Source organism: Vagococcus proximus (assembly GCF_029143285.1).
Taxonomy (GTDB): Bacteria; Bacillota; Bacilli; order Lactobacillales; family Vagococcaceae; genus Vagococcus_D; species Vagococcus_D proximus.
The window spans coordinates 386,026-411,891 of record NZ_JAPDSH010000002.1 but is presented as its reverse complement, the minus strand read 5'-3'; the positions used below and the strand labels follow the sequence as shown (position 1 = coordinate 411,891).

Below are 25,866 nucleotides of genomic sequence, written 5' to 3'. Positions count from 1 at the left end.
TTCAACCTCCGATTAGTTTGCTGATGCTTGTTTTTTATTCGAAACTAAGAATGTTAATAGACCTGCAACAACAATCGCTGCTGCAATAAAGGTAAAGGCTAATGAATAAGAACCATCTGCTTTTTCAATTAATTTACCTAAGATCATTGGGGCTAAGAACCCACCAAGTGTTCCACCTGTATTGACAATACCAATCGATAACCCAATTGAATTTTCTTCAAATAATTTATGTGGCCAAGTGAATACAGCTGTGAAACATGAAATAGTTAACATGCCAATAAATACAACTAAGATTGATGATAACCAAAGTAAGTCTGTATTAATTAAAAGCATAATCATGGCTGCAATAATAACAGAACCACCCATCACAAATAATTTTTCGCGTCCAACGAAGAATTTAGATAACAAGAAACCTGTTGACACTGTTCCGATTACTTGTGCGATTGAATTCGCAGTTAAAATATACCCTGCTGACTGAATACTTAAGTCATATGTTTCCGTTAAGTAACTTGGTAACCATGACATACTACCGTAGTACGTAATGTTTAAGAATAACATTGCAATAAATAAAATAATAACGTCTTTGTTTAAAATCATTTCTTTAAATGATACAGATGATTTAACTTTAGCTTCTTTCGCAACTGGCTCAGTTTTAGGAACAAATAACGCCACTAGTACTAGTGCTAATAAGAATAATGACCCTAACGCTAAGTAAGCATAACGCCAATTGTTTGCGATTAAGTTCGCGCCTAATGTAAAGGCTAAAATCCCACCAATACCTGATGTAGATAAGATACATGATTGAACCAACGTACGTTTTTCTTGTGGGAAATTCTCAGCTACTGATTTAGAACAACTTGGTGGATAGCCTCCGTGTCCAATCCCTGCAAAGAAACGAATACAGAAGAATAACATTAAACTACTAACTGTTCCGAATAAGAATGAAAATAATGAAATCATTCCTAATGAAATCATCAGAACTTTTTTAGCACCAATCTTGTCTGCTAACCAACCTCCTGGAATTTGCATTAATGAGTAACCTAAGAAGAACATACTCATAATCATCCCTGTTTGTGACGGGGCAAAGTCTAATTGCTTGGCAATGGGAATAATTGCAGTTGAAATCATATTTTTATCCATATAAACCATTGAATAACCTGCCATAAGCGCAATGACTAATTTGATACTGCCACCTTTCGATAACTCTTTTTGTTTCGTGTTAATCATATTAACCCTCCTGAAATTTGTCTTGAAGCGTGTGATAACGCTCTCACACTTAGTATTATACGTTTGTGAAAGATATATATAAGTTTATTCCATATGAAAAACTCCCCTTATCATACGTTATTTATACATCACCAAAAAAATAATCGTATCTTTTGACAGTCAAAAGATACGATTATTCTATTTAACTTTTTTAATCTCTAATAGGTGACACGAATTAAAGCTCATCTCTAACTGGAATGCTAATTCATTTGTCACTGCTTTTTCTTGTACTTCCAACTGAGGTAAAATCGTTGTCTCAAGATGATTTTGGCTCGCACGGTCTATCTCTCGTACACCACCTAGTGATAGCCACGTGTTATAAATCCCACCCTGGTCTTTACTCAACGTGTATTTCTTTATGAAGTACGTTCCTTGTGGCAAACCTTTTAGGGCGACCATTAACTCATGATTTTGTTTTTGTATACTGTGATAATCTAGTGAATACAAAGGATTCATATACGTTGGATTCCAAATAACCATCTGATACGCCTCGCGTTTTTTATCAAAGGTCAAGACACTGGTTTCTGTTTTTACTAAGACTTGATTGCTCAATTGATAAAGTAACGTTAAGGCATGATACACCGGTCGACGAAGTCCATCATACATAAACAACGATAGTGAACTGATTTCACATTTGTCTTCATCTGTTCGGTCAATCCCAATATTTAACCAATAGCCGATACCACTCAAACGATCCGCAAGCGCCACTATTGTATCTAAAATCAAGGCTGCACGGTAAAATGTCCCACTCAACACATCACCATACCCCATTAACGTGTTCCAATCTAGTAAATAAATGGGTACACTCTCCAATTTTAACCCATCTAAAAAATCAGCTAAATACGTAATTTTCTCGATAATATCATTACCTTGCGTGCCTTTTTGCGTATCGATCTCACCAACTAATATCACACTATAAAACTCAATAATCGGTTGATACTTCACCAGATGTTCCTCTAGCTGAAGCAACTCTTCTTGTGTCGTTAAATTTAATTTTAAACCTACGGTAAAATCATCACTGATTTCTTTCATCCAATCATAAACTAATTGATACTGTTGAAACTGCTCATCATACGCGACAATCGCCATCTCAATGTGCAGGGCTTGCTCCCGTGATTTCAAATAAACCAACGTCTCTCGGTAAGTGGCAAACCAGTCTTCTAAATCATGAAAACTTTTCACCTGTTGAGGCAACGTTAGGCGGACCATCGGTTTTAAACCTTGCTCATTAATAAAATCAAACCAATTTCTATTGCGAATAAAATTAGAGACCATCTCATTGGAATAACTAAAATTATCCTCTGTTAGCAATTCTGTAAAATGAATAAACTCAAATCCTTGCTCTTGTTGCAACTGTACCAATTGTTTCTGGACAATCGCTTTCTCCCCATTTTCAACATTTCCAATAGTAACCAAGCGATCTGGCAAGCTTAACGACATATCTAAAGATTCTTTGACAGATAAATTTAGACTCCCTTGATTGTTATAAAAACGATACGGGATATTTTTATTTACCAAAATATAAGACAGTAAACGGTAGATTTCTTCTGTTTCGATTGGTCTAACATCATCGGATTCCAACTCAACCGATTCAGAACTGACTTGCTTTTGATACTGTTTAGGTGTCAGGCCATAGGTTTCTCGGAAAAACTTATAAAAGGCTTTTTCATTGGAGAAACCTGCCTCATCTGCAATTTGAGAAATCGTCAACTCTGGTTGCTCTAACAGTTCTTTAGCCTTTGCCCCTCGACGTGTTTGCAGATAATCAGACAAACTCATCCCGACTTCATCTTTAAATAGTTTTGAAAAATAAAACGGTGTTAAATACTGTAAATTAGCTAACTGTTCTAAACTTAATTTCTCTTGATAATGCCCCTCAATATAACGAAGCGTCTCTGAAATACGTGAGTCCTCTACTTGTGGCAAACGCTCATCGGTTTGTTCCTCTTGATACCCGACGACAAACTCTCCTACCAAGATAGCCAACAGCTCATAAAACTTTTGCAGTTGATCAAATACATTGCTCTCTCCACCGATACAATCCAATAAAATCAACAGTAAATTCTTCTTCACAATGTCTAGCTGACTTTCTTTAATCAACGTTAACTTACTCAAATCATTTACAATTAACGGTAACCGATCATATCGATTAGTCCCCTCAATCAAGCTGCGATCAAAGGTCATAAACAAAATCGCATTATCTTCTTCTGATGTCAGTGTGAAACTTTCATTAGGGTTAATCACAAGCAACTCGTCTTTTTTCAGTTGCCCCTGTTGTCCCTCTAACTGATACGACACTGTCCCTTCTACTGCAAAAAATAACCGATACTGATTATCCTTCTCTGGCGATGCGCTAACTATCGATACCAACGATATGTCAAACGGTAAGACTGATACACCCTGACTCATTTTTCTACCTCCAACTTGAGTAATTGTGGGTTCATTTTAGCATAGCTTGAAAAGAGATAGGGGATTTCTTATGATTTCCCTTTAAATATAGGTGATATTTTTAGAGGGTTTTAATGAAAAAGACTGAATCCCACTCTTAATTTAAGGTTCCAATTTCGAATATAATCCGATATAATAGGACTATATTCCTAAAAAAATTAAAAAGGGTGATTATATGCAAGCAGAACTTTATCGTATTTCAAAAAATAAACGCAGTCTCTTTTTCATCGGCTTTATGATTGCTATTCCTCTACTCGACTTTTTACTTAGCCTTACACAAGAATTTCAAGAATATCTGACTGACCCTGTTTATTATTACCATTATTTCCAAACACATCCATTTGACCATCAGTTTGACATTCATCCTGCAGCTACCTCTTTTTTAGCAGGCAATACGCCGGGCCATCTGCCACAAATGCTGTACATCTGGGTACTCCCTTTATTATTACTTGCTATTAATGGCGATTATTATTTAACAGATATGAAAAATGGCATTGATAGCATACAGTTAACCAAGCTATCTCGAAAAGACTGGCTAAAGAAACGTTATATCTTAACCACAAGTTTATCTTTTATCGTAGCATTTAGCGGCTTACTTCTTAATTTTGGACTAGTCACCCTCGTCTTCCACAAAGGCTATGGCTTTCAAGGGTTAGAGCTTTATCGTAATCCGAATCCCACTCTGCTTAATTTTTCAATCGACCATCCCTACAGTATTTATTTCGCTTATATTTTAGTATTTTCAGTACTGACCGCCCTACTCTCTATTTTATGTCTGAGTCTTTCATTTTTATTCCCAAATCCCAAAGTTGTCTATCCTGCTTGCTTCTTAATATGGATTATTCAAATCATAGCACCCAATAGTCTAACTTATGTGATGCAGCCTTTTATCGAATACGGATTGGATAGTATTATACCCGCGCTACTCGTCTACACTAGTCTTGTACTCATTGTTACTGTCACTGCCATAATTTACCAAAGGAGATATCATGAACTATAATTTATTAAAATATATTCTATGTTTGGCTATTTTTATCTTTTCTTGGCTCTTTGGTAGTAGAAACCTAGACTTACACAATACAGTACTTAGTATTCTTGATACTAATGAACCTTACTCCGGCTATAACTCTATGTTAAGACTTGGGACAATTAATGCTTTATTATTTTTCATCCTGTTACCTCCCTTACCAAAGGTACAACTCTTAATTCGCCGAAGTCGTCAACAATCTCTCACCTGTCATATCATCAGATATTCTTGGATTTCCTTGGCATTTACCAGTTTATTTATAGGAAGTAGTCTTCTTTTAAATCGGTATCGTTTCTCTCATGCCATCTTATCTTCTACTCATTTTTACCGTAGCATGATGCTCTATGCCGTGATTATGTTTCTTTTTTATTTGTGGCTAGGACTTGTTTTCATAATCATCAGTCTCATTTTCAAAACACATACTCAAGCACTTAGCATTAGCTTTTTATTCAGTGCTCTCATGACTTATGGCGGCTTATTTTTATTTTTTCCTAGTCCCATCCGTTCATTTGAAATTTTAGACACTTTTATAAAAGCCTCTGGTGCGGTTAACTTAATAGGGTATAGCCTCATATTAGCTAATCTCATCACACTCTCTATCGGGACAGCTCTTATCGCGTCCCTACTTTTTAATAGAAAGGATTTTCTGAATGAATCGGATTAATTATAGTGTCATGGGTATCTTAACTATTTTTTACATCTTAATAGCGCAACATTTTTCTCAACCTGGGCTTGTTTCAACTCTCTATGCTGGACCAGACTATCACGCCAGAATAATCTTTATTTTATGTTACTTTTTTAATGTTGGGTCGTATGCCTGTCTTACTATGGGGGTAATCGAAAGTCATCTTAAAGAAATCGTTCCTTGTATTTTAATTCGTTCTCATAGTATTTACCCTATCTTTACAATTTTTTTGAAGCAAATTATTCAGTTTGTAATCATTATGGAGACCTTAAAAGTCCTAACATTTTGTCTGTATCTTAAATTAACTGTTCCAGTTCTACCTAGTTTAGTCCCACTGATTAAGCCTTACATCCTTAACTGCTTATTCCTATGCTTTATTTTAGTGATACAAGCTCTTTTAGAATTATTACTAGACAGTCCTAAAGCACTCATCGCAACACTTTTATCTGTTAGTTGCTCAGTGTTTGTTAGCGATATCCTAAATTTTCTAGCACCAGGTTCTTGGCTAAATGCCTTACTTCCACTGAACTTGACACTTACAAATAGATTTAATCATTTTAGCCAGTCCTTACCTTATCCGACACTCTTGTCATTAATAATTATGAGTAGTGTGATGGTTTGCAGTATTGGATTGATGTTACACCTCTTTAAAACTAAAAATTGGATATAGAAAGAAGGAACTCAGATGCCTATCATTGACATTGAAAACTACTCAAAACTAATCAAAAAACGACCTGTCCTTAACTCAATCAACTATCACTTTGAGAATGGAACAATCTACGGTCTCCACGGACAAAATGGTTCTGGTAAAACCATGTTACTTCGGGCGATCTCTGGTTTAATCTTCCCCACTACAGGAACAGTTACTATAGATGGAAAGCTTCTCCAAAAGGATATCGACTTTCCACCTCACACAGGAATTATCATCGAACATACTGAACTTTTACCTAATATGACAGGCTACGAAAACCTGAAAATGCTGAGTAAAATCAATAAGACTGCCACAGATGACGATATTTTAGACAGCTTAAAACAAGTCGGCCTTGGCGGTCATGAGCATACGAAAGTTAAGAACTACTCCTTAGGAATGAAACAAAAATTAAGTTTAGCTCAAGCTATTTTTGAAAAGCCATCCTTGTTACTACTCGATGAACCTACCAACGCCTTGGATGAAGATAGCGTTCAGTTGATACATGATATATTACTCGACTTAAAAGAACGAGGCTGTACCATCATTTTGGCAACACATAATAAAGAAGAACTCCTTGCCCTAGCAGACCACATTATGAAAATGGTTGATGGTGAGTTGATAAGTTAAATCGTCATTGAAAGGAGGTGATAATAATGTTGAAAAAGAAAACTCTATTTTTTGCTCTCGCAAGTGTCGTCACACTTAGTTCAAGTTTCTATATTAACGCTCTCGCAACTGATGATAATATCTCATTTAATTTTCGTGTCCCTTCCTATCAAAGCAATGGTCATGAAGCAACTGGACAATACAGACAAACAACTCACACGGATAATCAATGGAAGGTCAAACTTCTTAAAAGTGGTGAAGGAAAAGGTACTATCACAAAATTTTGGTTAGAAAATAAAAACGATACTAACGTAAGTAAAACGGTAAATGCTAAACAAGGTTCCGGGCCCTATTACAAGGATGCTTATAAATCAGCCAGTCAAATTAATGTTTGGCTAACTGCAGAAAACAATAATTTTAATGGGGATAGCTATAATGTTTCTGGGAATTGGGATGAAGAAACTTGGTAGGAACAAAAAAAGACATGCCATCTCTGGCATGTCTTTTCCTTTATCTTTTCTATTACCTTCCTAACCTTCCAAACTTTCAGTTTCGAAGTGTAGGCTGTCATCTTTAAGTGTGACGATGACTTTTGTTTGTGGCCCAACTTTACCTGCTACGATTTCTCTAGCAAGTGGTGTTTCCACTTCTTTAGTTAAGAAACGTTTAAGTGGACGAGCCCCGTAAATTGGATCATAGGCTGACTCGGCAACCCAACTTTTCGCTTCTTCTGATAATTCTAATTGAATATCTTGGTCTTCTAAACGTTCGCTTAGGTGACGTGTCATCTTGTCGATGATTTGTTTTACATTGTCTAATGTTAACGGTGTGAATAAAATCGTATCATCAATACGGTTTAAGAATTCTGGTTTGAAGTGCATTTGTAATTGAGACATCACAGAATCCGTTGTTTCTTTCGGCAATGTTCCTTCAGGTGTAACGCCATCTAACATCGTTTGAGACCCGACATTACTTGTCATGATTAAAACAGTATTCTTGAAGTCTACCATACGACCTTTAGAGTCAGTCAAACGACCATCATCAAGCACTTGTAACAGAATGTTGAACACATCTGGATGCGCTTTTTCAATCTCATCTAATAAGACGATCGTGTATGGACTACGACGTACGGCTTCTGTTAATTGACCGCCTTCTTCGTAACCCACATATCCTGGAGGTGCTCCGACTAAACGAGACACTGAATGTTTTTCCATGTACTCACTCATATCGATTCTGACCATGTGCTCTTCTGAATCGAATAGGTCTTCCGCTAAAGCTTTTGCTAATTCTGTTTTACCGACCCCTGTAGGCCCTAAGAATAGGAACGACCCTAGTGGACGATTTGGATCTTGAAGTCCCGCACGTGAACGAATAACCGCATCAGATACTGCATCTACTGCTTCGTCTTGACCAATTACACGTTTATGTAACGTTTCATTCAAGCGTAAGATTTTTTCGCGTTCGCCTTCGACTAATTTTGTCATAGGAATACCTGTTAAACGTCCGACTACCACTGAAATTTCATTATCAGTTACCGCTTCTTGTACTAAACGGTTATCTGATTCTGCTTCATTTTTAGCTTCTAAATCTTTTAATTCTTGCTCTAATTTTGGAATAGTACCATGACGTAAGACAGCCGCTTGTTCTAAGTCATAGTTACTTTCTGCCTCTTCTAATTCATGACGCGCTTTATCAATCTCACTACGTTTTTCGCTAAGTAAGTTGACTTCTGCTTTTTCTGTTTCCCAACGCATTTTCATTAAGTTGGCTTCTTCTCGTAATTCTGCTAACTCTTCTTGAAGGATATCTAGACGTTTTTTACTTGCGTCATCATCCTCTTTTTTAAGGGCTGCTTCTTCAATTTCTAATTGCATCAAACGACGTGTCACTTGGTCTAATTCTGTTGGCATAGAGTTCATCTCTACACGAATTGTGGCACAGGCCTCATCGACTAAGTCAATTGCTTTATCTGGTAAATAACGGTCCGTGATATAACGGTTTGATAATGTAGCCGCTGCGACCAACGCATTATCGTGAATATTAACACCATGATGAATTTCAAAACGTTCTTTCAACCCACGTAAAATACTAATCGTATCTTCGACTGTTGGCTCTTTAACTAACACACGTTGGAAACGACGTTCTAAAGCTTTATCTTGCTCCATGTATTCACGGTACTCATCTAATGTTGTCGCACCAATACAGTGCAACTCACCACGAGCTAACATTGGTTTCAGCAAGTTACCGGCATCCATACTGCCTTCCGTCTTACCCGCTCCGACAATCGTATGAATTTCATCAATGAATAAGATGATTTGACCTTCGCTTTTCTTCACTTCTTTTAAGACCGCTTTTAAGCGCTCTTCGAACTCGCCACGGTATTTCGCACCCGCAATCAAAGCACCCATATCAAGTGAAAAAATTGTTTTATCTTTTAAGTTTTCAGGGACGTCTTTACGGACAATACGTTGAGCTAACCCTTCGATAATCGCTGTTTTACCAACACCTGGTTCCCCAATTAAGACAGGGTTATTTTTTGTTTTACGAGACAAGATACGAATGACATCACGAATTTCATCGTCACGTCCGATAATCGGGTCTTGTTTCCCGCTCTTCACTAATTTATTTAAATCAGTACCATATTTCTCTAAAGCTTCATATTGTTCTTCTTGGTTTTGTGATGTCACACGCTCTCCCCCTCTTAAGTCTTCCACTGCTTGACGTAAGTCTTGTTTCTTAATCCCTCTGTCGGTTAAGAATTTTGCTAGTGGATGATTTTTTAATTCCATCAAAGCGAGTAGGATGACTTCTGTTGCTAAATATTCATCTCCAAAGCTCTCTCTGATTTTATCTGCTTCTTGCAATAAATTAAATAAATTTTGGCTTAAGCCTTGTCCGTACTGAACATTGCTGCCTTCTACTACTGATTTACTATCTAAATCACGGTCAACTGCTGCTACAAATTCGTTTACCGGTACGCCGGCATCTGCATAGAATTTATACGCAAAATGATCCGGTTGTAAAAAGATTTTCCATAAGTGACAGATATCAATCTCTTGATGACGTCTTGTCATCGCCACTTGTTGGGCTGCTGCTATGGCTTCTTGCATGGTTGTTGTCATTTTTTCTATATTCATAAGCATTGCCTCCTTAACTTTATACCTTATTATATCAACAAGGTCAGGAAAGGTCAAAGAATAACACTTGGTTTAATTGACCTTTATTGACTATAATTATAATAGTTTATAAGTCAGTAAACATCAGCCTTTAGTCCAATATTTTAACTTATCCAGGTTTAGTTTATAAGAAACAGAGGCTAATTTGCAAATGATAAGAGTAGGATTAATGAACAAAAAAAGCTCACATAACGTAAGCTTTTAGCGAGTCATATATAACTGATAAGTCGATGGTATATCGTCCCATGAAACAAATTCTATCTCTTGAACAAAATCCCCTTTATGACTGACCTTTGCATAATTCATGTCATCCGGAGATTGCCCACCCTTGAAGGTTAATTTTTCTACTTTACCAAATTGATTAACCACTTCTACCTCTTCATATGGATCAGGAAATTGAGGCGTTGTCGCTTGTTTGTTAAAAGCTTTACCATGATTATACGTCACTGTTTTAGGTAATTTAGCATAACCTATTTCTAACTTAACTAGCGGATTGAATTTTAAATAATGATCGTTCTCCCTATCCGTTATAAAAATCAAACCTACTAACCCAATTAAAACTAAGCACCCCACTACTAATCCTCGCTTAAACGTGTCACTCATCGATCTCACTCCTTATCGCATTATATGAGGGTACTATAACACTAGTTCAGCAGTTAATAGTGTAACAAATACATTAAATAACACTCTTATCTCAAGAGTTAAAATGATTGATACTTTTTTTGAAAAATAATTCCTAGTTATATACAATTCATACAAAAATTAAAACAAATGGAAATTAACTTTTTCTTCCGTCTCCTTTATGATTAAGACACGTCTCGCTCCTTTGAAAAGAGCAGAAGCATACTACGTAAAAGAAAGGTTTTTTATGAAATTATCTTTGTATACTTTAGTCAAATTAATAGGTACAAGTTTACTTTTTATCGCAATAGGTTATCATTTTGCCTATTTTTATTTAGACTATAATTTTAGTCACATCACTTCTAAATTTGGCACACCTCTAAACCATGAGACATATTCTACCATTGATTTAGATAATCACTACTATATAGAAGCATATCCCCCTTTATATGGCACACTTACTGGACAACTTACTGTCACCTCTACAGACGGCAACTACAAACTTATTATTTGGCGAAAATTTCCAAAAGAGACAACCTCAACTTTTCAAGTATTCTCTAACAAAAGTCAAAAATTTTTATCCTACCCACTCGAAATAAAAAATGACTCTATTGATCTTGAATTTACTAATTTATCTATAGAAAAACAAATACAAATAACCAATATGGAAAAAGAAGCCAAAGACTTTTTTGGCAATAATATTTTAGAAAATACTCTATAAACTGACTTAACCTTTATTTTTATTTGAACACTTTTCATCAAAAAATAAATCCTATTTATATTTGATCCAAATATAAAATAACAATTCTAAAATTAAACGATGCTATCGTTAGAAAGAACGTGATTATCATGTCGCATTATCAAAACATACTTAGACTACTGCTTCTTGGTTTAGCCATTTTTTTATTGGCTTCCATTTTTAATGCTTTCTATTATTTTTACACTGACCAACTGCCTTTAGAACTTGGTATTATTTTATTAATCTTAAATTTGATATTTCTTATCGTGCTCGCCCTTTCTTCATTAACTACTATCTACTCTTACCTTAATTACTACTATATAATTGGAAGTTTTATATTAGTAGGAACATTCTTATTCTACTTCACTAGCTCATACTTCTTAATATTTTTTATTATCGAATCTGTCATAACGCTATTCCAACTCCAACTAGCTAATAAAAATACTAGCCACTTTTCATAAAGTTGGTATCATTATATAATGTATCTCGTTATACTATTCTCTTTGATAAAATAAATTAACTTATAAACTAAAAAGCATGACCTGCTTAATTTAACAGGTCATGCTTTTTAGTTTATTTTTATAGCTTTACCTACGCGCAAAAAATTCATCCTATTTCTCCAGTTACTTGGAGCAGATCGATTTTTTTTACAGCTTTATCTACGCGCTCGTGTGGTCTACCTTTCAGTCGTTTCATTTCACACTAAAAAATAAAAAGCATTTTTAGTGTGAAATTCCAACGATCCAAGGTAAAACAACCACTCTCACAGCTTTAATTAAAGCCTTCGTCCATTAGGTAGGCTTCGGCTTGTTCTTTTGTTTTGAAGACTGCTTCGATGCCTCCGCTTTGCATAACTACAACCCACATATAGTTTTGGTAGCGTAGGTATAAGCGGTCATCATGTGCGTCTGACCATTCTTCTTCATAACCATCTACATAGCCATCTTCTGTTAAGTTTAAAAATTCAATCGCATTTCTTACATACTCGATTAATTCTTCGCGATTAAGTTCGATAACTGATACGTAGCCATCTTTTGTTTTTTCTGGAGCTAAATAACCAGCATACACAAAAGCATTTCCGCTTTTAGGATGCAAAAATTTTACTACTGTTGTTTTTGGAACAGCACTACCTTCGTAATGGTAGTTTAAACGATTCATTGATACGGGTTGGCATGTTAGCTCTTCAAACTCGTCAAAGATCGCTTTTTTTTCTTCAAATGATAACATTTGACACCTCATCTATTCTTTATCTTAATAAAAGAAAACTCCTCCTTGCGAAGAAGTTTTCTTGATTAGTCAGTATTATGCGTTTTTAGCGTTTAATTTAACGATCTCAACGATAACGTCTGTTGCTTTTTGCATTGTTTCAACAGAAACAAACTCAAAGCGTCCATGCATGTTTTCGCCACCAGCGAATACGTTCGGTGTTGGGATACCCATGTATGAAATTTTAGAACCGTCAGTACCACCACGAACTGGCGCAGTGTTAGGAACGATGTCTAAGTTTTCCATTGCTTCTTTAGCAAGGTCGATGATACTCATATCTTTAGCAATGATATCTGCCATGTTGTAATATGAATCTGCAATTTCGATTACAAAACGTTCTTCATCAAAACGGCTATTCATTTCAGCAACTAGATTTTTCATAACTTCTTTACGAGCTTCAAATTTTTCACGATCGTGGTCACGAATTAAGTATGACATTTCTGTTTTCTCTTCGTTTCCTTCGATGTGTTCTAAGTGATAGAAACCTTCGTATCCTTCAGTATGTTCTGGTACTTCTTTAGCTGGTAATTTACTGTCAAATTCCATTGCTAATTTGATTGCGCTAATCATTGTATCTTTAGCAGTACCTGGGTGAACGTTTTTACCGTGGATCGTGATTTCAGCAGAAGCTGCACTAAAAGTCTCAAATTGTAATTCGCCTAATGGGCCACCGTCCATTGTGTAAGCGAAGTCTACGCCAAATCCTTCAGCATCAAAGTTGTTAGCACCAGTTCCGATTTCTTCATCTGGACCAAAAGCTACTTTGATTGTACCGTGCTCGATATCTGGGTTAGCAATTAAAATTTCCATCGCTGTCATGATTTCAGCAATCCCTGATTTGTCATCAGCTCCTAAAAGAGTTGACCCATCAGTTGTGATAAGTGTTTGACCTTTATAGTTTTTAAGGTTAGGAAAATCTTTCGTTGTTAATTTGTATTTACCATCAGCATCTAATGCGATATCAGATTCACCGTCATAGTTTTCAACAAATTGAGGATTAACACCAACAGCGTTAAAATCAGCTGTATCCATGTGAGCGATAAAACCAATGCGACGTACACCTTCTTTAGATGTGTTGCTTGGTAATTCAGCTGTTACGAAACCATTTTTTTCGTTGTAGCTAGCATTTGATAAGCCGATTTCTTTTAATTCAGCTAGTAATGTTTGAGCAAAATCAACCTGTGTTTGAGTTGAAGGTACTGTAGTGCTAGTATCGTCAGAACGTGTTTCAGTTTTGACATAACGGATAAAACGAGGTACTAAATTTTCATACATAAGAAAAATCTCCTTTATAGTTTAATAATATTTAAATGGGTTTGTATCGGTAGATGACTCTACAAATTCAAGATCCCAATTATAAGCATCTTTCCATTGTTCGCATAACTCTCGCAAGCGAGATTGACATAAGACTTCAATATGATGACCTGGATCAATCACGGATAATCTTTCCTCTATCATATCATGTCCTGTGTGATAATACACATCTCCAGTCAAATAAACGTCAGCTTTTTTAGTAACTGCATCCGGGTAAAATTTTTCTCCGCTGCCGCCACAAACCGCCACACGTTTTACCTTTTTATCAACAGAGTCTGTCGTTAAACGTAACCCGTCTAAATTAAAGGTTTTTTTCACTGTCTGTACGAATGCTTCTAGTGATACCTCTTCAGCTAACTCACCGATACGACCAATTCCAAAGTCTGCTGTTGTTGATGGCATAGGCTCCCAAGCATAGTCCATCGGCTCTTTATTAAATAAGTCCTTCAATTTCGCTTCAACAGATTGTTTAGCAAACTCTAGAACTTTAAAGGTTCCAACTACTAATTCGCCTTCCATCTCTTCCACGATTGTCGGATAACAGGTGAAGTCTTGACTGATTGCCGCTTCTACTAAACTTAATTCTTCAGCGTCGGTCGCCATCACGCTTAGTTCCCACTCTGGAATACTATGAGTGTGCGTAAGATAGCTCGTATTTTTTATGCCTAATTCTTCACAGAACCAGTCGTTCAAACCATTGTCTACGATATCCAGGTTCGTGTGTGCTGCATATACAGCGATGTCGTGTTTAATAATCTCAGTATACATCTTCGTTTGAGGAGTATCTGGCACTAAACGCTTCACCGGTCTAAAGATAGGAGGATGTTTCGCCACGATTAAATCGACGTTGTTTTCAATCGCTTCTTTGATTGTATCTGGACGAACATCTAACGTTAACATCACCTTATTAATCTCTTGATCCATCGAACCAAAATGTAACCCTACTGGATCTCCTGCCTCTGCTAATTCTTGAGGACAATAGCTTTCAAACTGTTTGATAAAGTCTTTTAATAGTAACCCCATTAGATCAACTCCTCAATCCATGTTTTTAATTGTGTCATCTTTTCAATCTTAGCACTCTGGTCACCTTTAGCTGCTTTTAATTGTTTTAAGACATACTCTTTCTGCTCCAATTCATCTGCCCATTTCGCTTTAAATACAGGCGTTTGGTTTGAAAGTAAAAATGGTCCAAACTGCAATTCTTTTTCCGTATAAGTCGGAGCTTCTGTTGCTTTTTCAGCCACGATAACTTCATAAAATTTACCATCTTCTTCTAACATATCTTCAGCAATAATCTCATAAGAATGATCCTGTAACCATAAACGAAGGGTTCTTTCGCCAATATTCGGCTGTAAAATGAGACGTTCTTTACCTGATAAGATATCTTTTTCATAGCCTCGATCTAAAATCTCGCTAATTAAAGAACCTCCCATACCAGCAATGGTAACAGCTGTGACGTTATCTTCTGGTTTAACTGCTTCAAGTCCATTAGCCAAACGAACTGTAATTTGATCTTCTAATCCTAAACTTTTAACCAAATGACAGGCTGACTCATATGGGCCTTTTACAACTTCTCCTGCTACAGCAGTTGTTATTTTATTATTTAGTATTAACCATGCAGGTAGGTACGCATGATCTGATCCGATATCCGCTACAATCGCACCATTCGGTACAAATTCACAGACTTTAGCTAGACGGTCTGATAGCTTTTTTTCATTCATTTTTTCACAACACCTTTTGTTTATTTACCGCTTCATTATAACACTTAACGCCCTACAAGAGGGCGTTAATCTTAAAGTTTTTTCATACTAACAATTGACATACCAGGGATTTGAGGTGGTAATGAACGCGTTGTAACGGCATCACCTTTTACTGTTACCTCTACTTTATCGCCTTCAACAAAATTCTCTACTTTGAAATCATCCTCAACTTGTTTTTCATCCAAGTTTAAGATAACCCCATCTTCTCCAAAACCATTTACTAATTCCTCCGGGTCTGTTTCAGCATGGAGATCAGAAACATGACAACTCATTTGACCTTCAGCCATTTTTGTTTCACCTTTCAATGTTCCAGTGAAAACGACATTATCTTTTTGTTCTGTTACTTTCTCATCTAATAATTTAACAGACACAATAGCATTCCCAGCTACTTGTGGCGGTAGTGAACTTGTCATGGCTGATGGACTCTTCATCGTTACTTCAACCATTTTTCCTTCGGCAAAGTCCTCTTCTTTAAATTCACCTGCGACTAACTCTTTGGTTGTATTGATAATAACACCATCAACTAATCCTTTCGAAATTCCATCTGGATCTTTAATCCCCTCAGCACCGATAATATACAGACTTACTTTATCACCATCAACTACTGCATTTTGTTTTAATGACCCTTTAAATACCACTTCACCTTGTTTTGCTACTTCCGTATCTTTTGTTTTTTCTGTTTCCTTAGTTCCTTCTGTCATCTCTGTTTTTGTCTCCGTTGTATTGTCTTTATCATTTTTATTGCCACATGCTCCAAGAACCACCATACTCATGATTAATGCACCTGTCACTAAATATTTTTTCTTCATATCAAAACGCCTCTTTTCATTTACTCGACCCTATTTATGGATGAGTTAGTTTCATATTACCTCTCTATTTTACTACATTTCACAAGTTTCTGCTTGTTATTCTAATCCAATAAAAAAACACTTTCCACTAAGGCAGAAAGTGTTTCGGTCTTTTATTCTAAGAAATCTTTTAATTGTTTAGAACGAGATGGGTGGCGTAATTTTCTTAACGCTTTCGCTTCAATCTGACGAATACGCTCACGTGTTACACCAAATACTTTACCAACCTCTTCAAGTGTACGTGTACGACCATCATCTAAACCGAAACGTAAACGTAGCACGTTTTCTTCACGGTCAGTTAACGTATCAAGTACGCTCTCTAATTGTTCTTTTAATAATTCATAAGCAGCATGTTCAGCAGGACTTGTCGCATCTTGGTCTTCAATGAAATCCCCAAGGTGTGAATCATCTTCTTCGCCAATTGGCGTTTCTAATGACACTGGTTCTTGAGCAATTTTTAAGATTTCACGAACTTTTTCTGTAGGTAACTCCATTTCAGCTCCAATTTCTTCAGGTAAAGGCTCACGACCTAAATCTTGAAGTAACTGACGTTGAATACGAATTAATTTATTGATTGTTTCAACCATATGCACTGGAATACGGATTGTTCTTGCTTGGTCAGCAATAGCACGAGTGATCGCTTGACGAATCCACCATGTCGCATAAGTTGAGAATTTGAATCCTTTAGTATGGTCAAATTTTTCAACAGCTTTCATAAGCCCCATATTACCTTCTTGAATTAAATCAAGGAACTGCATACCACGGCCCACATAACGTTTGGCAATACTTACTACTAAACGTAAGTTAGCTTCTGCTAATTTTTGTTTTGCTTCTTGATCTCCTTCTTGAATACGAAGTGCAAGTTCAACTTCTTCCTCCGCTGTTAAAAGTGACACGCGTCCGATTTCTTTAAGATACATACGAACTGGGTCATTGATTTTCACACCTGCGGGGGCAGATAAATCTTCTAAATCTTTTTTACTTACTTTTTCTTCCTTAATTAAAGCACGTTCAGCTGGTTCGCCTGACGCATCAACAACACTGATACCTTGATCTTCAACACGTTGAATTAAGCTATCCATTCCTTCTGAACCTAGTTCATAAGGCACTGCAATCACATCAGTTAATGTATCAATTACAACTGCACCTTTTGGTTTATACTCTTTTATAAGCGCTAAGACCGCTTTATCATATGTTACTTTTTTTTCTCCACTTTTCTCTGCCACAGAAGAAAGCCCCCTTTTAGTTTATCGTAGACTTTTTAAGTCACGCTGTAGATTTATAATTTCAATCGTCAGGTCTTGTTCGAGTTGCTTGTTCCCTTGACGACTTGCTTCTTTTTGTTGTTTTAACTTTTCTTGCTTGATTACTTCTAGTCGTTGACGCCTAATGGCTAGTAAATAATCATTTATTTCTCTTTCAGAACTCTCATCTGATAGTTCTTGATAAGATAATTGAACCACTTTATTTTTCAGATAATCTTCTTTAAGATAATCTAAAAATGCCGCTTCTTCAAATTCACTATGTATCATCATATAATCGCTAAAATGATGGTACAACTCTTGATACTCATCGTGAATAAAGGCAAACTCCTCGATTTGAGAAATTTTGGCTTGTACACCACGTTCATGCATAATGCGATATAAAAGAAATTGCTCTGCTTTTTCTCCCACACTAAGCGGTCTTTCTTGAAACTCTTTTACCTGTATACTGGACTTCTGGTAAACAGGAGGTTCACCATGATAAACAGGCTCGCCATACGGCGGTTCAAAAGTTTCTGGATAAGGTGGTTCGGGCATCATGGTGTCTTCTACTACCGAACGATCTGGTCGTTGTTGCTTCTGACGTGTTCGGTCTACCTGTTTTACCTTTTGTAATTCAGATTCAATCGCTTCTGGTGAAATACTGAATTCTTCTGATAATTGAGTAATATAGACTTCTCTTTCGATAACCGAAGGAATTTTTGCTAGTTCTTTAACCATCGTTTCAATATAAGCAAATTTTTCTTGCTCATTTTTCATGTTTTTACCTTTTTGATGGTATCTCATGTAAAAACTAAATGGACTTTCACGACCATTTTTCATTATTTCTCGGTAACGGTCTTCTCCATTTTCTTTAATAAAATCATCCGGATCTAGACCGCCCGGTAAACTTAAAATACTTATACCCAAATCAGTTTGGGCACTTAATAAGTCAATTGCACGATGCGTGGCTTCAATCCCAGCTGAATCACCGTCATAGGCAATGACAACATTTTTGGATTGGCGTTTTATCATGTTGATTTGCTCGTTTGTTAAGCTTGTCCCCATTGAGGCTACACCTTGTTTTACACCTGCACGCCATGACGCTATAACATCCATAAACCCTTCAAATAAAATAAGCTCCTGCTCTTTACGAGCTATAGCCTTTGCCTTGTCAAAGTTGAATAAGACTTGGCGTTTATTAAATAACGGTGTTTCTGGACTGTTTAGATACTTGGGTTGCTTTGATGTATCCACCGTTTCACTTGGAAGAACACGACCTGAAAATGCGACTGTCTTCCCTTTATCATCACGGATTGGAAACATAATTCTCTGATAAAATCGATCGATGAACCCTTCATCTCTCTCTGTCATTAAACCTGATTCGGCTAATAATTCATCAGAAACATTATCCCTCTCAAATACTTTTTGTAAAAGAATCCGCTCTTTGGGTGCATAGCCAATCTCAAACTCTTTGATAAGTTCCTCTGTCATGCCCCGTTCTTTAAGATAATGAAGTGCCTCTTCTCCAGCCTCTGTATTGAGTAACACATGGTGATAAATATCAGCTGCCGTTTCATGTAACTTCAAAAGTTCTTGACGCTGACGCATAGCGGGTGTCACTTCAACCTCTGCGGGTGTTACAAAACTTAAGTCAGTCGAGATATTGCCAATTTCAGCAACTTTCTTCACTGATTCAGGAAAGCTAAGTCCTTCAAGCTCTTGTAAAAATTTAAATACATTCCCACCCTTACCACAACCAAAACAATAAAAGATTTGTTTATCTTCTACGACTGAGAATGAGGGAGAACGTTCTTCATGAAACGGACACAGGCCAAAATAATTTTTACCTGATTTTTTCAGTTGTACATATTGTCCAACTATCTCAACAATATTAGTCTGTGTTCTAATATCCTCAAGCATCTCTTGAGGAATACGTTGTGCCATTGTTCTCACCTCACTTATTATGGTTACAGGTATCAAAGGTCGTACCGAACGAAACGTTCGACACGACCCTTGGAAATGTCCATAAATATTCATATTCTATTATAGCACACTTCCCTTGTATAGCAATTGCTAGGTCTCTGATTAAAACGCTTTTTTTACAAAAAAATGAAAGCTAACTATACTCCCGTTAGCTCTCATTTCTTTTACTTTATTTTTGACAACATATGCCTATTCTTTTTCAATTTTCTTTGCGGGTTTAGGTGCTTTTTTCCCATTGCTTATTCCAATTTTAACAGTATATTCCATTGGGACATACTGATTATAAGCACTCATTTCAACCACTGTTCCTTTTTCTTCAGTTGAATTTTTTTCATACGTTTGATAATAAATTGCCGCACCTTTTGATTGATAATCCTCATAAAAAGCTTTCTCCAAGTCGCCCTCTAGTTGACCGAAGTATGATCTTAAATAAGGACGACCATTTGAATACGTTACAGTTACTCTAGGTTGTTCTTTCGTTTTTAGCTTAGTTCCCGCTTCTATTGATTGCGAAATCAAATTACCGTATGGAACTGATCCTGAAAAAATTTGTTTCACAGTTACTTCCAAGCCTTCTACACTCGTTGCTGATTCCATCGTGTACTCAGAGAAGTTTGGAATCATTACTGATTTCCCTTCAGAAATAACCACTTTAAATGGTGAGTGTTTCGCTATTTTCTGATTTTTCTCATGTGATTGCGAAATGACTAGGCCTTCGTCAATCTTGTCTGAGTCGCTTTTTTCATAGGTTGCTTCCAGCTCATTTTTTTTGACCCACTCTTCCACTACCTCTTTAGATTTTCCTTTGAAGTCAGGGACTGTGATGTCTTTTTCAAATACTTCTTTGCCTTTAGAATACGTTACAATCGCTTGATCCGAACGTTTATATGTTTTATTTGTAACGTCCTTATCTTTTATTTCTAATTTGATAAACTCTTTATCTTTTACTTTATTACTGTAATCCTCTAAAATCGACAAATTATCTGCCTTGTTTTTAGTAACCCATTCCTCTGCTGCTTTTTTAGAAAGTGTGCTAAAGTCCGGCAAAGGCAGGGTTTCATCAGGATCTGGCCCTTTACTTGCAATCACAGTCAGTGGTTCTTTTTTCTTAAGTTTACTGGCAGGTTGTGGCTTTTGTTTTAAAATAGTATTTGCTTCTTTAGATACATTAAATTCAGTTTCAACAGTTATAGGGACATTGTTATCACTTCCCCACGTTCTAGCCTCAGAAATTGGCTTATTTTTAAAATTAGGAACGTCTACATGACTATAACTGTACCAGCCCCAAGCGATGATCCCACCTGATACTATACCAATAATTGCCCCTACAATTAACTGCTTCTGTTTTTTCTTTTTATATGTGGGATCAATCTCAACTTCTTCTCCTGAGGAAGAACTTATTACCGGTTCCTCTTTTTTTGATTTAACTTTTCTAGAACCACCACTCTTATTGACCTTCTCTTTATCAGATACACGCTTTTCTCTTGGTTCTATTATTGGTTTATCTTCAGGTTCAAATTCTTCTATTAATTTACGTTCGATTTCTCTTTTTAGTGCTTCCTCATCTTGAATTGATTCTGAATCAACAACTTCTTCTAACTCTTCTTTTTTTAGCGGTTCTTTTTTTTCTTTTTTAGCTATGGTTTTACCATAATTATTTTGGTCAAAATTAGATAAAAAATCACTCATATTTACTCAACATCCCTTTTTTAAGATACAATGTTTCATCTGACATCGCTGCTATTTCATTAGAATGAGTTACTACAATGACACATTTATTATGTTCATGTGCTAAAGTTTTAAAAATATCAACAATTTCTAGCTCCATCTCTTCATCTAAATTTCCGGTTGGCTCATCTGCTAATATAACATCCACATTTGTTGCAAGTGCCCTTGCAATCGCAACACGTTGTTGCTCTCCACCAGAAAGTTTGTTAACTGGTCGATTCGCTTTTGTTAAAACAATTCCAATATAATCTAATAAATTATAGGCTACTACTTCTGGGTTTTCTGGCAACTTATTTTCTGTAATCGACATAGGAACCATCACATTCTCAACCGCGGTTAAGTAGGGAATAAGATTGTAACTTTGGAAAATTATTCCGATTTTATTACGTCTAAAGTTCTCATAACCAATTTGTTTGATATCATTCCCCTCGAAAAGAATTTCTCCTTCCTTAGGTTCATCAAGTGCACTAATTAATGATAAAAAGGTTGTTTTACCAGAGCCTGATTGCCCTAATATCGTGTAAAATTTACCCTTTTCAAATCCAACTGTTGTATCTTTTAAAATAAAGCGACGTTGATCGCCATCTTGGTAAAAATAACTCACATTTTTAGTTTCTAATATTGCCATCTTAAGTCCCCCCTTACATCATTATTTTCTTAGGATTTAGTCGTAAAATATAAATCAAAGGTATCACCGTTGAAAGTAAAACAGTCAGTAACCCCACCACATAGAATACACCGATATATTTTGCTGATAATGAGACTTCATACGATTCTTTAACATCAGTTGCATCAACTGAATTACCCGTCAACTCTGCTAATTCCCAATCATCTTCATTCATCATACCCATATCATTATTCTTATCTTCTTGTGCTTTCATTTGAGTTGAAATAAGTGAGCCAGATACATTCTTAGCTAAAACATTTCCTGTAAAGACAGATAATGTAATCGCAACAAATGCAATCATAACTACCTCTATCACGATTTGACCGATTACTTTTGTACGTTTCTCACCCAAAGAAATATAAATCCCTAATTCATGCTTACGGTCACGTAAGAACAACAAGACAACCAATGAAATAATCAGCAGAGTTGCACCTACTGATACATAAATCACGTATTTAGCAATCTTCGACATATTTTTAACAGGACCTGCGATAGAATCGTATTGGTCTGTCGACATGATTAATTTACTGTATTTATCAGGTAGTAACGCTGTGGCATCTTGTTTAAACGCCTCAGCATCTTCTGGTGTTTTAAGAACAAAATAAGGTGTCAATGGTTCCGAAGGTTGCTCCCCTTTTAACATCTCTTCCATCTCTTTTTTATAAGAAGGGAATTTCTTATACATTCCTTCTTCAAATGCTTTATTATTTTTTTTAATGACGTCATTCGGAGCATAAATTAAATTGTATAAGTTTTCTACCATGTTCTCTACTACATCATTTCTTTTTTTATCTTTTTTATCATTAATAATCGGTGAAAATAACCCAATAATGTCAAACACTTGTTTTTGTGTGAATAACTCTGGCTTATTCTTTTCATCATCCATCGCTTCCGAATCCATATAATTTGGTGATGAGGAATCTACTACAAGCTTATCACCAACTTTTAGATTATTTTTCTTAGCCATTTGTTTCGAAATAATCGCGACAGGTTTTCCACTCGCAATTTCCTCTTCTGTAAAAACTCGACCATCGGTTAGTTCAACTTTCTTCTCTTCAATATCCATTACTTTAGGATAATTGACACCTTTATATGAAAAAAATTCAGTTAGGCCATCTTGGCTCTGCATCTCTTCCTCTTCATGCTTTTGATACATCTTTAACTCTTTAGTTTGCGCCCCACCTGTTATATTGTAGTCATAATATTTAACATAAGGTAGTGACCCAATCTCTTTAATCTTGTCCAATGTCAATTCTTTATTTCCTGGTCCTTTTTCATCATCAGGGTGCTCATTCCAAAATTTCTCAAACTCTTTTGAATTTATCCCTACTGTCGCAGTCCCACCTAATTGTTTCTTAATATTTTTTTCAACATTTTGTGTCGCTTGCTGAATTGAGATAGCACCTGCGATTACATTTCCTAAAATAAAAATAACTGCAAATAAAATTAAAGACTTCCCCTTTTTTCTCGTAACACTCGCTATCGCTCGTTTAAAATAATTCATACCATCGCCCCTTTTCCTCTCCACTTTTATCGCCTAATTATACCTCGACTATACCATAGGCTCCTAATGAAAACTATTTAATTTTTTCTTATTAAACCGCTAACAGAATGCGTAATAATAAGCTTTTAAACAAATACCCCTCATTAAAATAACAGCCTACTTATACTAAAAACTCCGCATCAATTAAGATGCGGAGTTTCATTTATTATTTAATAACAAGTAAATCTAAGCTTGCAATTGATTTAGCAATCTTAGCAATTTTATTCAATTGACGTAGACGATTTGCTTTAACAGAATCATCTTCTGCCATTACCATTGTTTCATCGAAGTAAGCATCGATTAAAGGTTGTAATGCTTTAAGCGCATCGTAATTCTCTGATAATGTACGGTCCATTGCTTTTGATTCTAAATCAGCAACAGCTGTATGTAAGTTCTTCTCAGCTTCATTTTCAAATAACTTAGGTTCTACCTCTTCATGGATACCTTTTTCAAGTAACTCATGACCTTTTTTAGCCAAGTTCATGACACGTGTTAGAGCCTCAATAGATGGCTTGAAATCATCATTTGATTGGCTCGCTTTTAAGACGTGAGCCGCTTCTGACATAGTTGTTAAGTTTGCTTCATCTGTGTTAATAACAGCTTCAATAATATCATGACGAATTTCTTTTGTTGATAAGAATTGTTTCATACGTGCTTTAATGAAGTCTAAAATGCTATCCACATCTGCAGATAATGTTACCCCGTATTTGGCTGAGTCTTTATTAATTGTTTCTAAAATATCACGGTATAGCTCGATAAGCGGTAAATCCCACTCACGGTCCGCAACAATACGGACAATACCGTATGTTTGGCGACGTAAACCATAAGGGTCGTTTGAGCCACTTGGCACCATATCAGCATTGAAGAAGCTCATCACTGAATCTAGTTTATCCGCAACAGCTAAGATAGCACCTAATTCAGATTCTGGTAAGTCACCTTCACTTGATGTTGGCATGTAATGTTCTTTAATTGCTTTTGCAACTGCTGGGTTTTCACCTTGCATTAACGCATATTTTTCACCCATAATCCCTTGTAATTCAGGGAATTCACCGACCATGTTAGTCATTAAATCAAATTTATAAATTTCTGAAGCACGTTGTAATAATGCTAAATCGTCTGCTGATAATCCTAGTTTTTGACCTAAAATTTGAGCGACTGCCCCTGTGCGTTGCATTTTTTCATATGTTGACCCAATTTTTTCATGGAATGTTACGTTTTTCAGTTTTTCAACACATTCAGCAATTGTTAATTCTTTATCGTCACGGAAGAAGAATTCAGCATCTTCAAGACGAGCAAGTAATACTTTTTCATTTCCTTTAATAACATTTTCGATATGAGCATCATTACCATTACGAACTGATACGAAATGAGGCATTAATTGACCCGCTTCGTCTGTTACGTAGAAATAACGTTGATGTTCTTTCATTGATGTAATTAAGACTTCTTCAGGAATTTCTAGGTATTTTTTATCAAAGTTACCCACAAACGCTGTTGGATATTCCACAAGGTTCGTCACTTCTTCTAATAACTCATCGTCAACAATAACTTTAAAATTATTTTCCACAGATAAAGCTTCCATCTGTGCCACGATTAAGTCTTGGCGTTCTTGGCTGTTAACAATTACCGATTGCGTACGTAAGTCTTCTTCGTACGTATCAGCACTTGTAATTGACGCTTCTTGACCTAAGAAACGGTGTCCACGTGATGTACGATCTGTTTGGATATCTAGTAATTCAAATGGGACTACTTCTTCTCCAAACAATGCCACTAGCCAATGAATTGGACGAATGTATTTGAAATCATAACTACCCCAGTGCATGCTAACTGGGAAATTGATGCTTTTAATAACAGACGGCATGTCAGCTAAAACGTCTTTTGCTTCTTTACCTGGAATAAATTTATTAATATGAACGTACTCTACACCTTTGATTTCTTTGAAGAAGATATCGTCTGGTGTCATCCCTTGTCCACGTACAAATCCTTGAGCTGCTTTTGACCAATTGCCTTCATCGTCTAATGCGATTTTTTTAGCAGGTCCTTTTGCTTCTTCTTCGATATCTGCTTGTTTTTCAGCTAAGCCATTAACACGTACGCCTAAACGACGAGGTGTTGAGAATGTTTCGATAGACTCAAAGTCTAAACGATTATCTTTTAAAAATGCTGCTGTCTTATCTTTTAATTGAACCACACTTGGTGAGACCACATGAGCGGGCATTTCTTCTAAACCGATTTCTAATAGGAAATTTTGAGCCAT

21 protein-coding genes are annotated in these 25,866 nt (G+C 36.1%); 6 read left to right on the top strand and 15 right to left on the bottom strand.

Features of this window, described 5'->3' with window-relative positions; genetic code table 11:
* Positions 1-12: 12 nt before the first annotated feature.
* A complete protein-coding gene (locus OL233_RS04520; protein ID WP_275471165.1) occupies positions 13-1,227 on the bottom strand; it encodes an MFS transporter in 1,215 nt (404 codons plus the stop codon).
* Positions 1,228-1,404: 177 nt separating this feature from the next.
* Positions 1,405-3,675 carry a helix-turn-helix domain-containing protein gene (locus OL233_RS04515; protein WP_275471164.1) on the bottom strand — a complete coding sequence of 757 codons (2,271 nt, stop codon included), beginning with the start codon at positions 3,673-3,675 and terminating at the stop codon, positions 1,405-1,407.
* A 214-nt stretch (positions 3,676-3,889) separates the two neighbouring features.
* Between OL233_RS04515 and OL233_RS04510 the strand changes: the two genes are divergently transcribed.
* From OL233_RS04510 to OL233_RS04490, 5 genes are read left to right on the top strand one after another with little or no spacing between them, the layout of a single operon-like run.
* Complete coding sequence (locus OL233_RS04510) at positions 3,890-4,714, top strand: hypothetical protein (RefSeq protein ID WP_275471163.1); 825 nt, start codon at positions 3,890-3,892, stop codon at positions 4,712-4,714.
* Positions 4,704-5,405 carry a hypothetical protein gene (locus OL233_RS04505; protein WP_275471162.1) on the top strand — a complete coding sequence of 234 codons (702 nt, stop codon included), beginning with the start codon at positions 4,704-4,706 and terminating at the stop codon, positions 5,403-5,405. Before OL233_RS04510 ends, OL233_RS04505 begins: the two co-directional genes overlap by 11 nt.
* Entirely contained in the window at positions 5,392-6,096 is a 705-nt protein-coding gene (locus tag OL233_RS04500; protein WP_275471161.1) for a DUF2705 family protein, read from the top strand. Before OL233_RS04505 ends, OL233_RS04500 begins: the two co-directional genes overlap by 14 nt.
* Positions 6,097-6,111: 15 nt before the next feature.
* Entirely contained in the window at positions 6,112-6,744 is a 633-nt protein-coding gene (locus OL233_RS04495) for an ABC transporter ATP-binding protein (RefSeq protein ID WP_302470526.1), read from the top strand.
* A 26-nt stretch (positions 6,745-6,770) separates the two neighbouring features.
* A complete protein-coding gene (locus OL233_RS04490) occupies positions 6,771-7,193 on the top strand; it encodes a DUF2712 domain-containing protein (RefSeq protein ID WP_275471160.1) in 423 nt (140 codons plus the stop codon).
* Positions 7,194-7,253: 60 nt separating this feature from the next.
* Here the strand turns inward: OL233_RS04490 and clpB are convergent, their stop codons facing one another.
* Positions 7,254-9,860, bottom strand: coding sequence for an ATP-dependent chaperone ClpB (gene clpB / locus OL233_RS04485; protein ID WP_275471159.1), 2,607 nt, complete (start codon positions 9,858-9,860; stop codon positions 7,254-7,256).
* A 240-nt stretch (positions 9,861-10,100) separates the two neighbouring features.
* On the bottom strand, positions 10,101-10,502 hold the full coding sequence (locus tag OL233_RS04480) for a YxeA family protein (RefSeq protein ID WP_275471158.1): 402 nt from the start codon (positions 10,500-10,502) through the stop codon (positions 10,101-10,103).
* Between the two features lie 199 nt (positions 10,503-10,701).
* Between OL233_RS04480 and OL233_RS04475 the strand changes: the two genes are divergently transcribed.
* On the top strand, positions 10,702-11,241 hold the full coding sequence (locus OL233_RS04475; protein WP_275471157.1) for a hypothetical protein: 540 nt from the start codon (positions 10,702-10,704) through the stop codon (positions 11,239-11,241).
* Between the two features lie 789 nt (positions 11,242-12,030).
* Here the strand turns inward: OL233_RS04475 and OL233_RS04470 are convergent.
* From OL233_RS04470 to glyS, 11 genes are all read right to left on the bottom strand, one after another.
* On the bottom strand, positions 12,031-12,486 hold the full coding sequence (locus tag OL233_RS04470) for a hypothetical protein (RefSeq protein ID WP_275471156.1): 456 nt from the start codon (positions 12,484-12,486) through the stop codon (positions 12,031-12,033).
* 75 nt (positions 12,487-12,561) lie between these two features.
* On the bottom strand, positions 12,562-13,800 hold the full coding sequence (gene pepT / locus OL233_RS04465; protein ID WP_275471155.1) for a peptidase T: 1,239 nt from the start codon (positions 13,798-13,800) through the stop codon (positions 12,562-12,564).
* Between the two features lie 21 nt (positions 13,801-13,821).
* Positions 13,822-14,862 carry a Nif3-like dinuclear metal center hexameric protein gene (locus OL233_RS04460; protein ID WP_275471154.1) on the bottom strand — a complete coding sequence of 347 codons (1,041 nt, stop codon included), beginning with the start codon at positions 14,860-14,862 and terminating at the stop codon, positions 13,822-13,824.
* Positions 14,862-15,560, bottom strand: coding sequence for a tRNA (adenine(22)-N(1))-methyltransferase (locus OL233_RS04455; protein WP_275471153.1), 699 nt, complete (start codon positions 15,558-15,560; stop codon positions 14,862-14,864). Before OL233_RS04455 ends, OL233_RS04460 begins: the two co-directional genes overlap by 1 nt.
* A 71-nt stretch (positions 15,561-15,631) precedes the next feature.
* A complete protein-coding gene (locus OL233_RS04450) occupies positions 15,632-16,408 on the bottom strand; it encodes a hypothetical protein (RefSeq protein WP_275471152.1) in 777 nt (258 codons plus the stop codon).
* Positions 16,409-16,560: 152 nt separating this feature from the next.
* On the bottom strand, positions 16,561-17,673 hold the full coding sequence (gene rpoD, locus OL233_RS04445; protein WP_126831313.1) for an RNA polymerase sigma factor RpoD: 1,113 nt from the start codon (positions 17,671-17,673) through the stop codon (positions 16,561-16,563).
* Positions 17,674-17,694: 21 nt separating this feature from the next.
* Positions 17,695-19,635: a DNA primase gene (gene dnaG / locus OL233_RS04440; protein ID WP_275471151.1), complete on the bottom strand. Its 1,941-nt coding sequence runs from the start codon at positions 19,633-19,635 to the stop codon at positions 17,695-17,697.
* Between the two features lie 228 nt (positions 19,636-19,863).
* Complete coding sequence (locus OL233_RS04435; RefSeq protein WP_275471150.1) at positions 19,864-21,363, bottom strand: PASTA domain-containing protein; 1,500 nt, start codon at positions 21,361-21,363, stop codon at positions 19,864-19,866.
* Positions 21,356-22,030 carry an ABC transporter ATP-binding protein gene (locus tag OL233_RS04430; protein WP_126831316.1) on the bottom strand — a complete coding sequence of 225 codons (675 nt, stop codon included), beginning with the start codon at positions 22,028-22,030 and terminating at the stop codon, positions 21,356-21,358. The genes OL233_RS04435 and OL233_RS04430 overlap by 8 nt, the downstream gene beginning before the upstream one ends.
* A gap of 13 nt (positions 22,031-22,043) precedes the next feature.
* On the bottom strand, positions 22,044-23,573 hold the full coding sequence (locus OL233_RS04425) for an ABC transporter permease (protein WP_275471149.1): 1,530 nt from the start codon (positions 23,571-23,573) through the stop codon (positions 22,044-22,046).
* Between the two features lie 205 nt (positions 23,574-23,778).
* The gene (gene glyS / locus OL233_RS04420; protein ID WP_275471148.1) at positions 23,779-25,866 is read right to left on the bottom strand and encodes a glycine--tRNA ligase subunit beta; all 2,088 of its coding nucleotides are present in this window, start codon (positions 25,864-25,866) and stop codon (positions 23,779-23,781) included.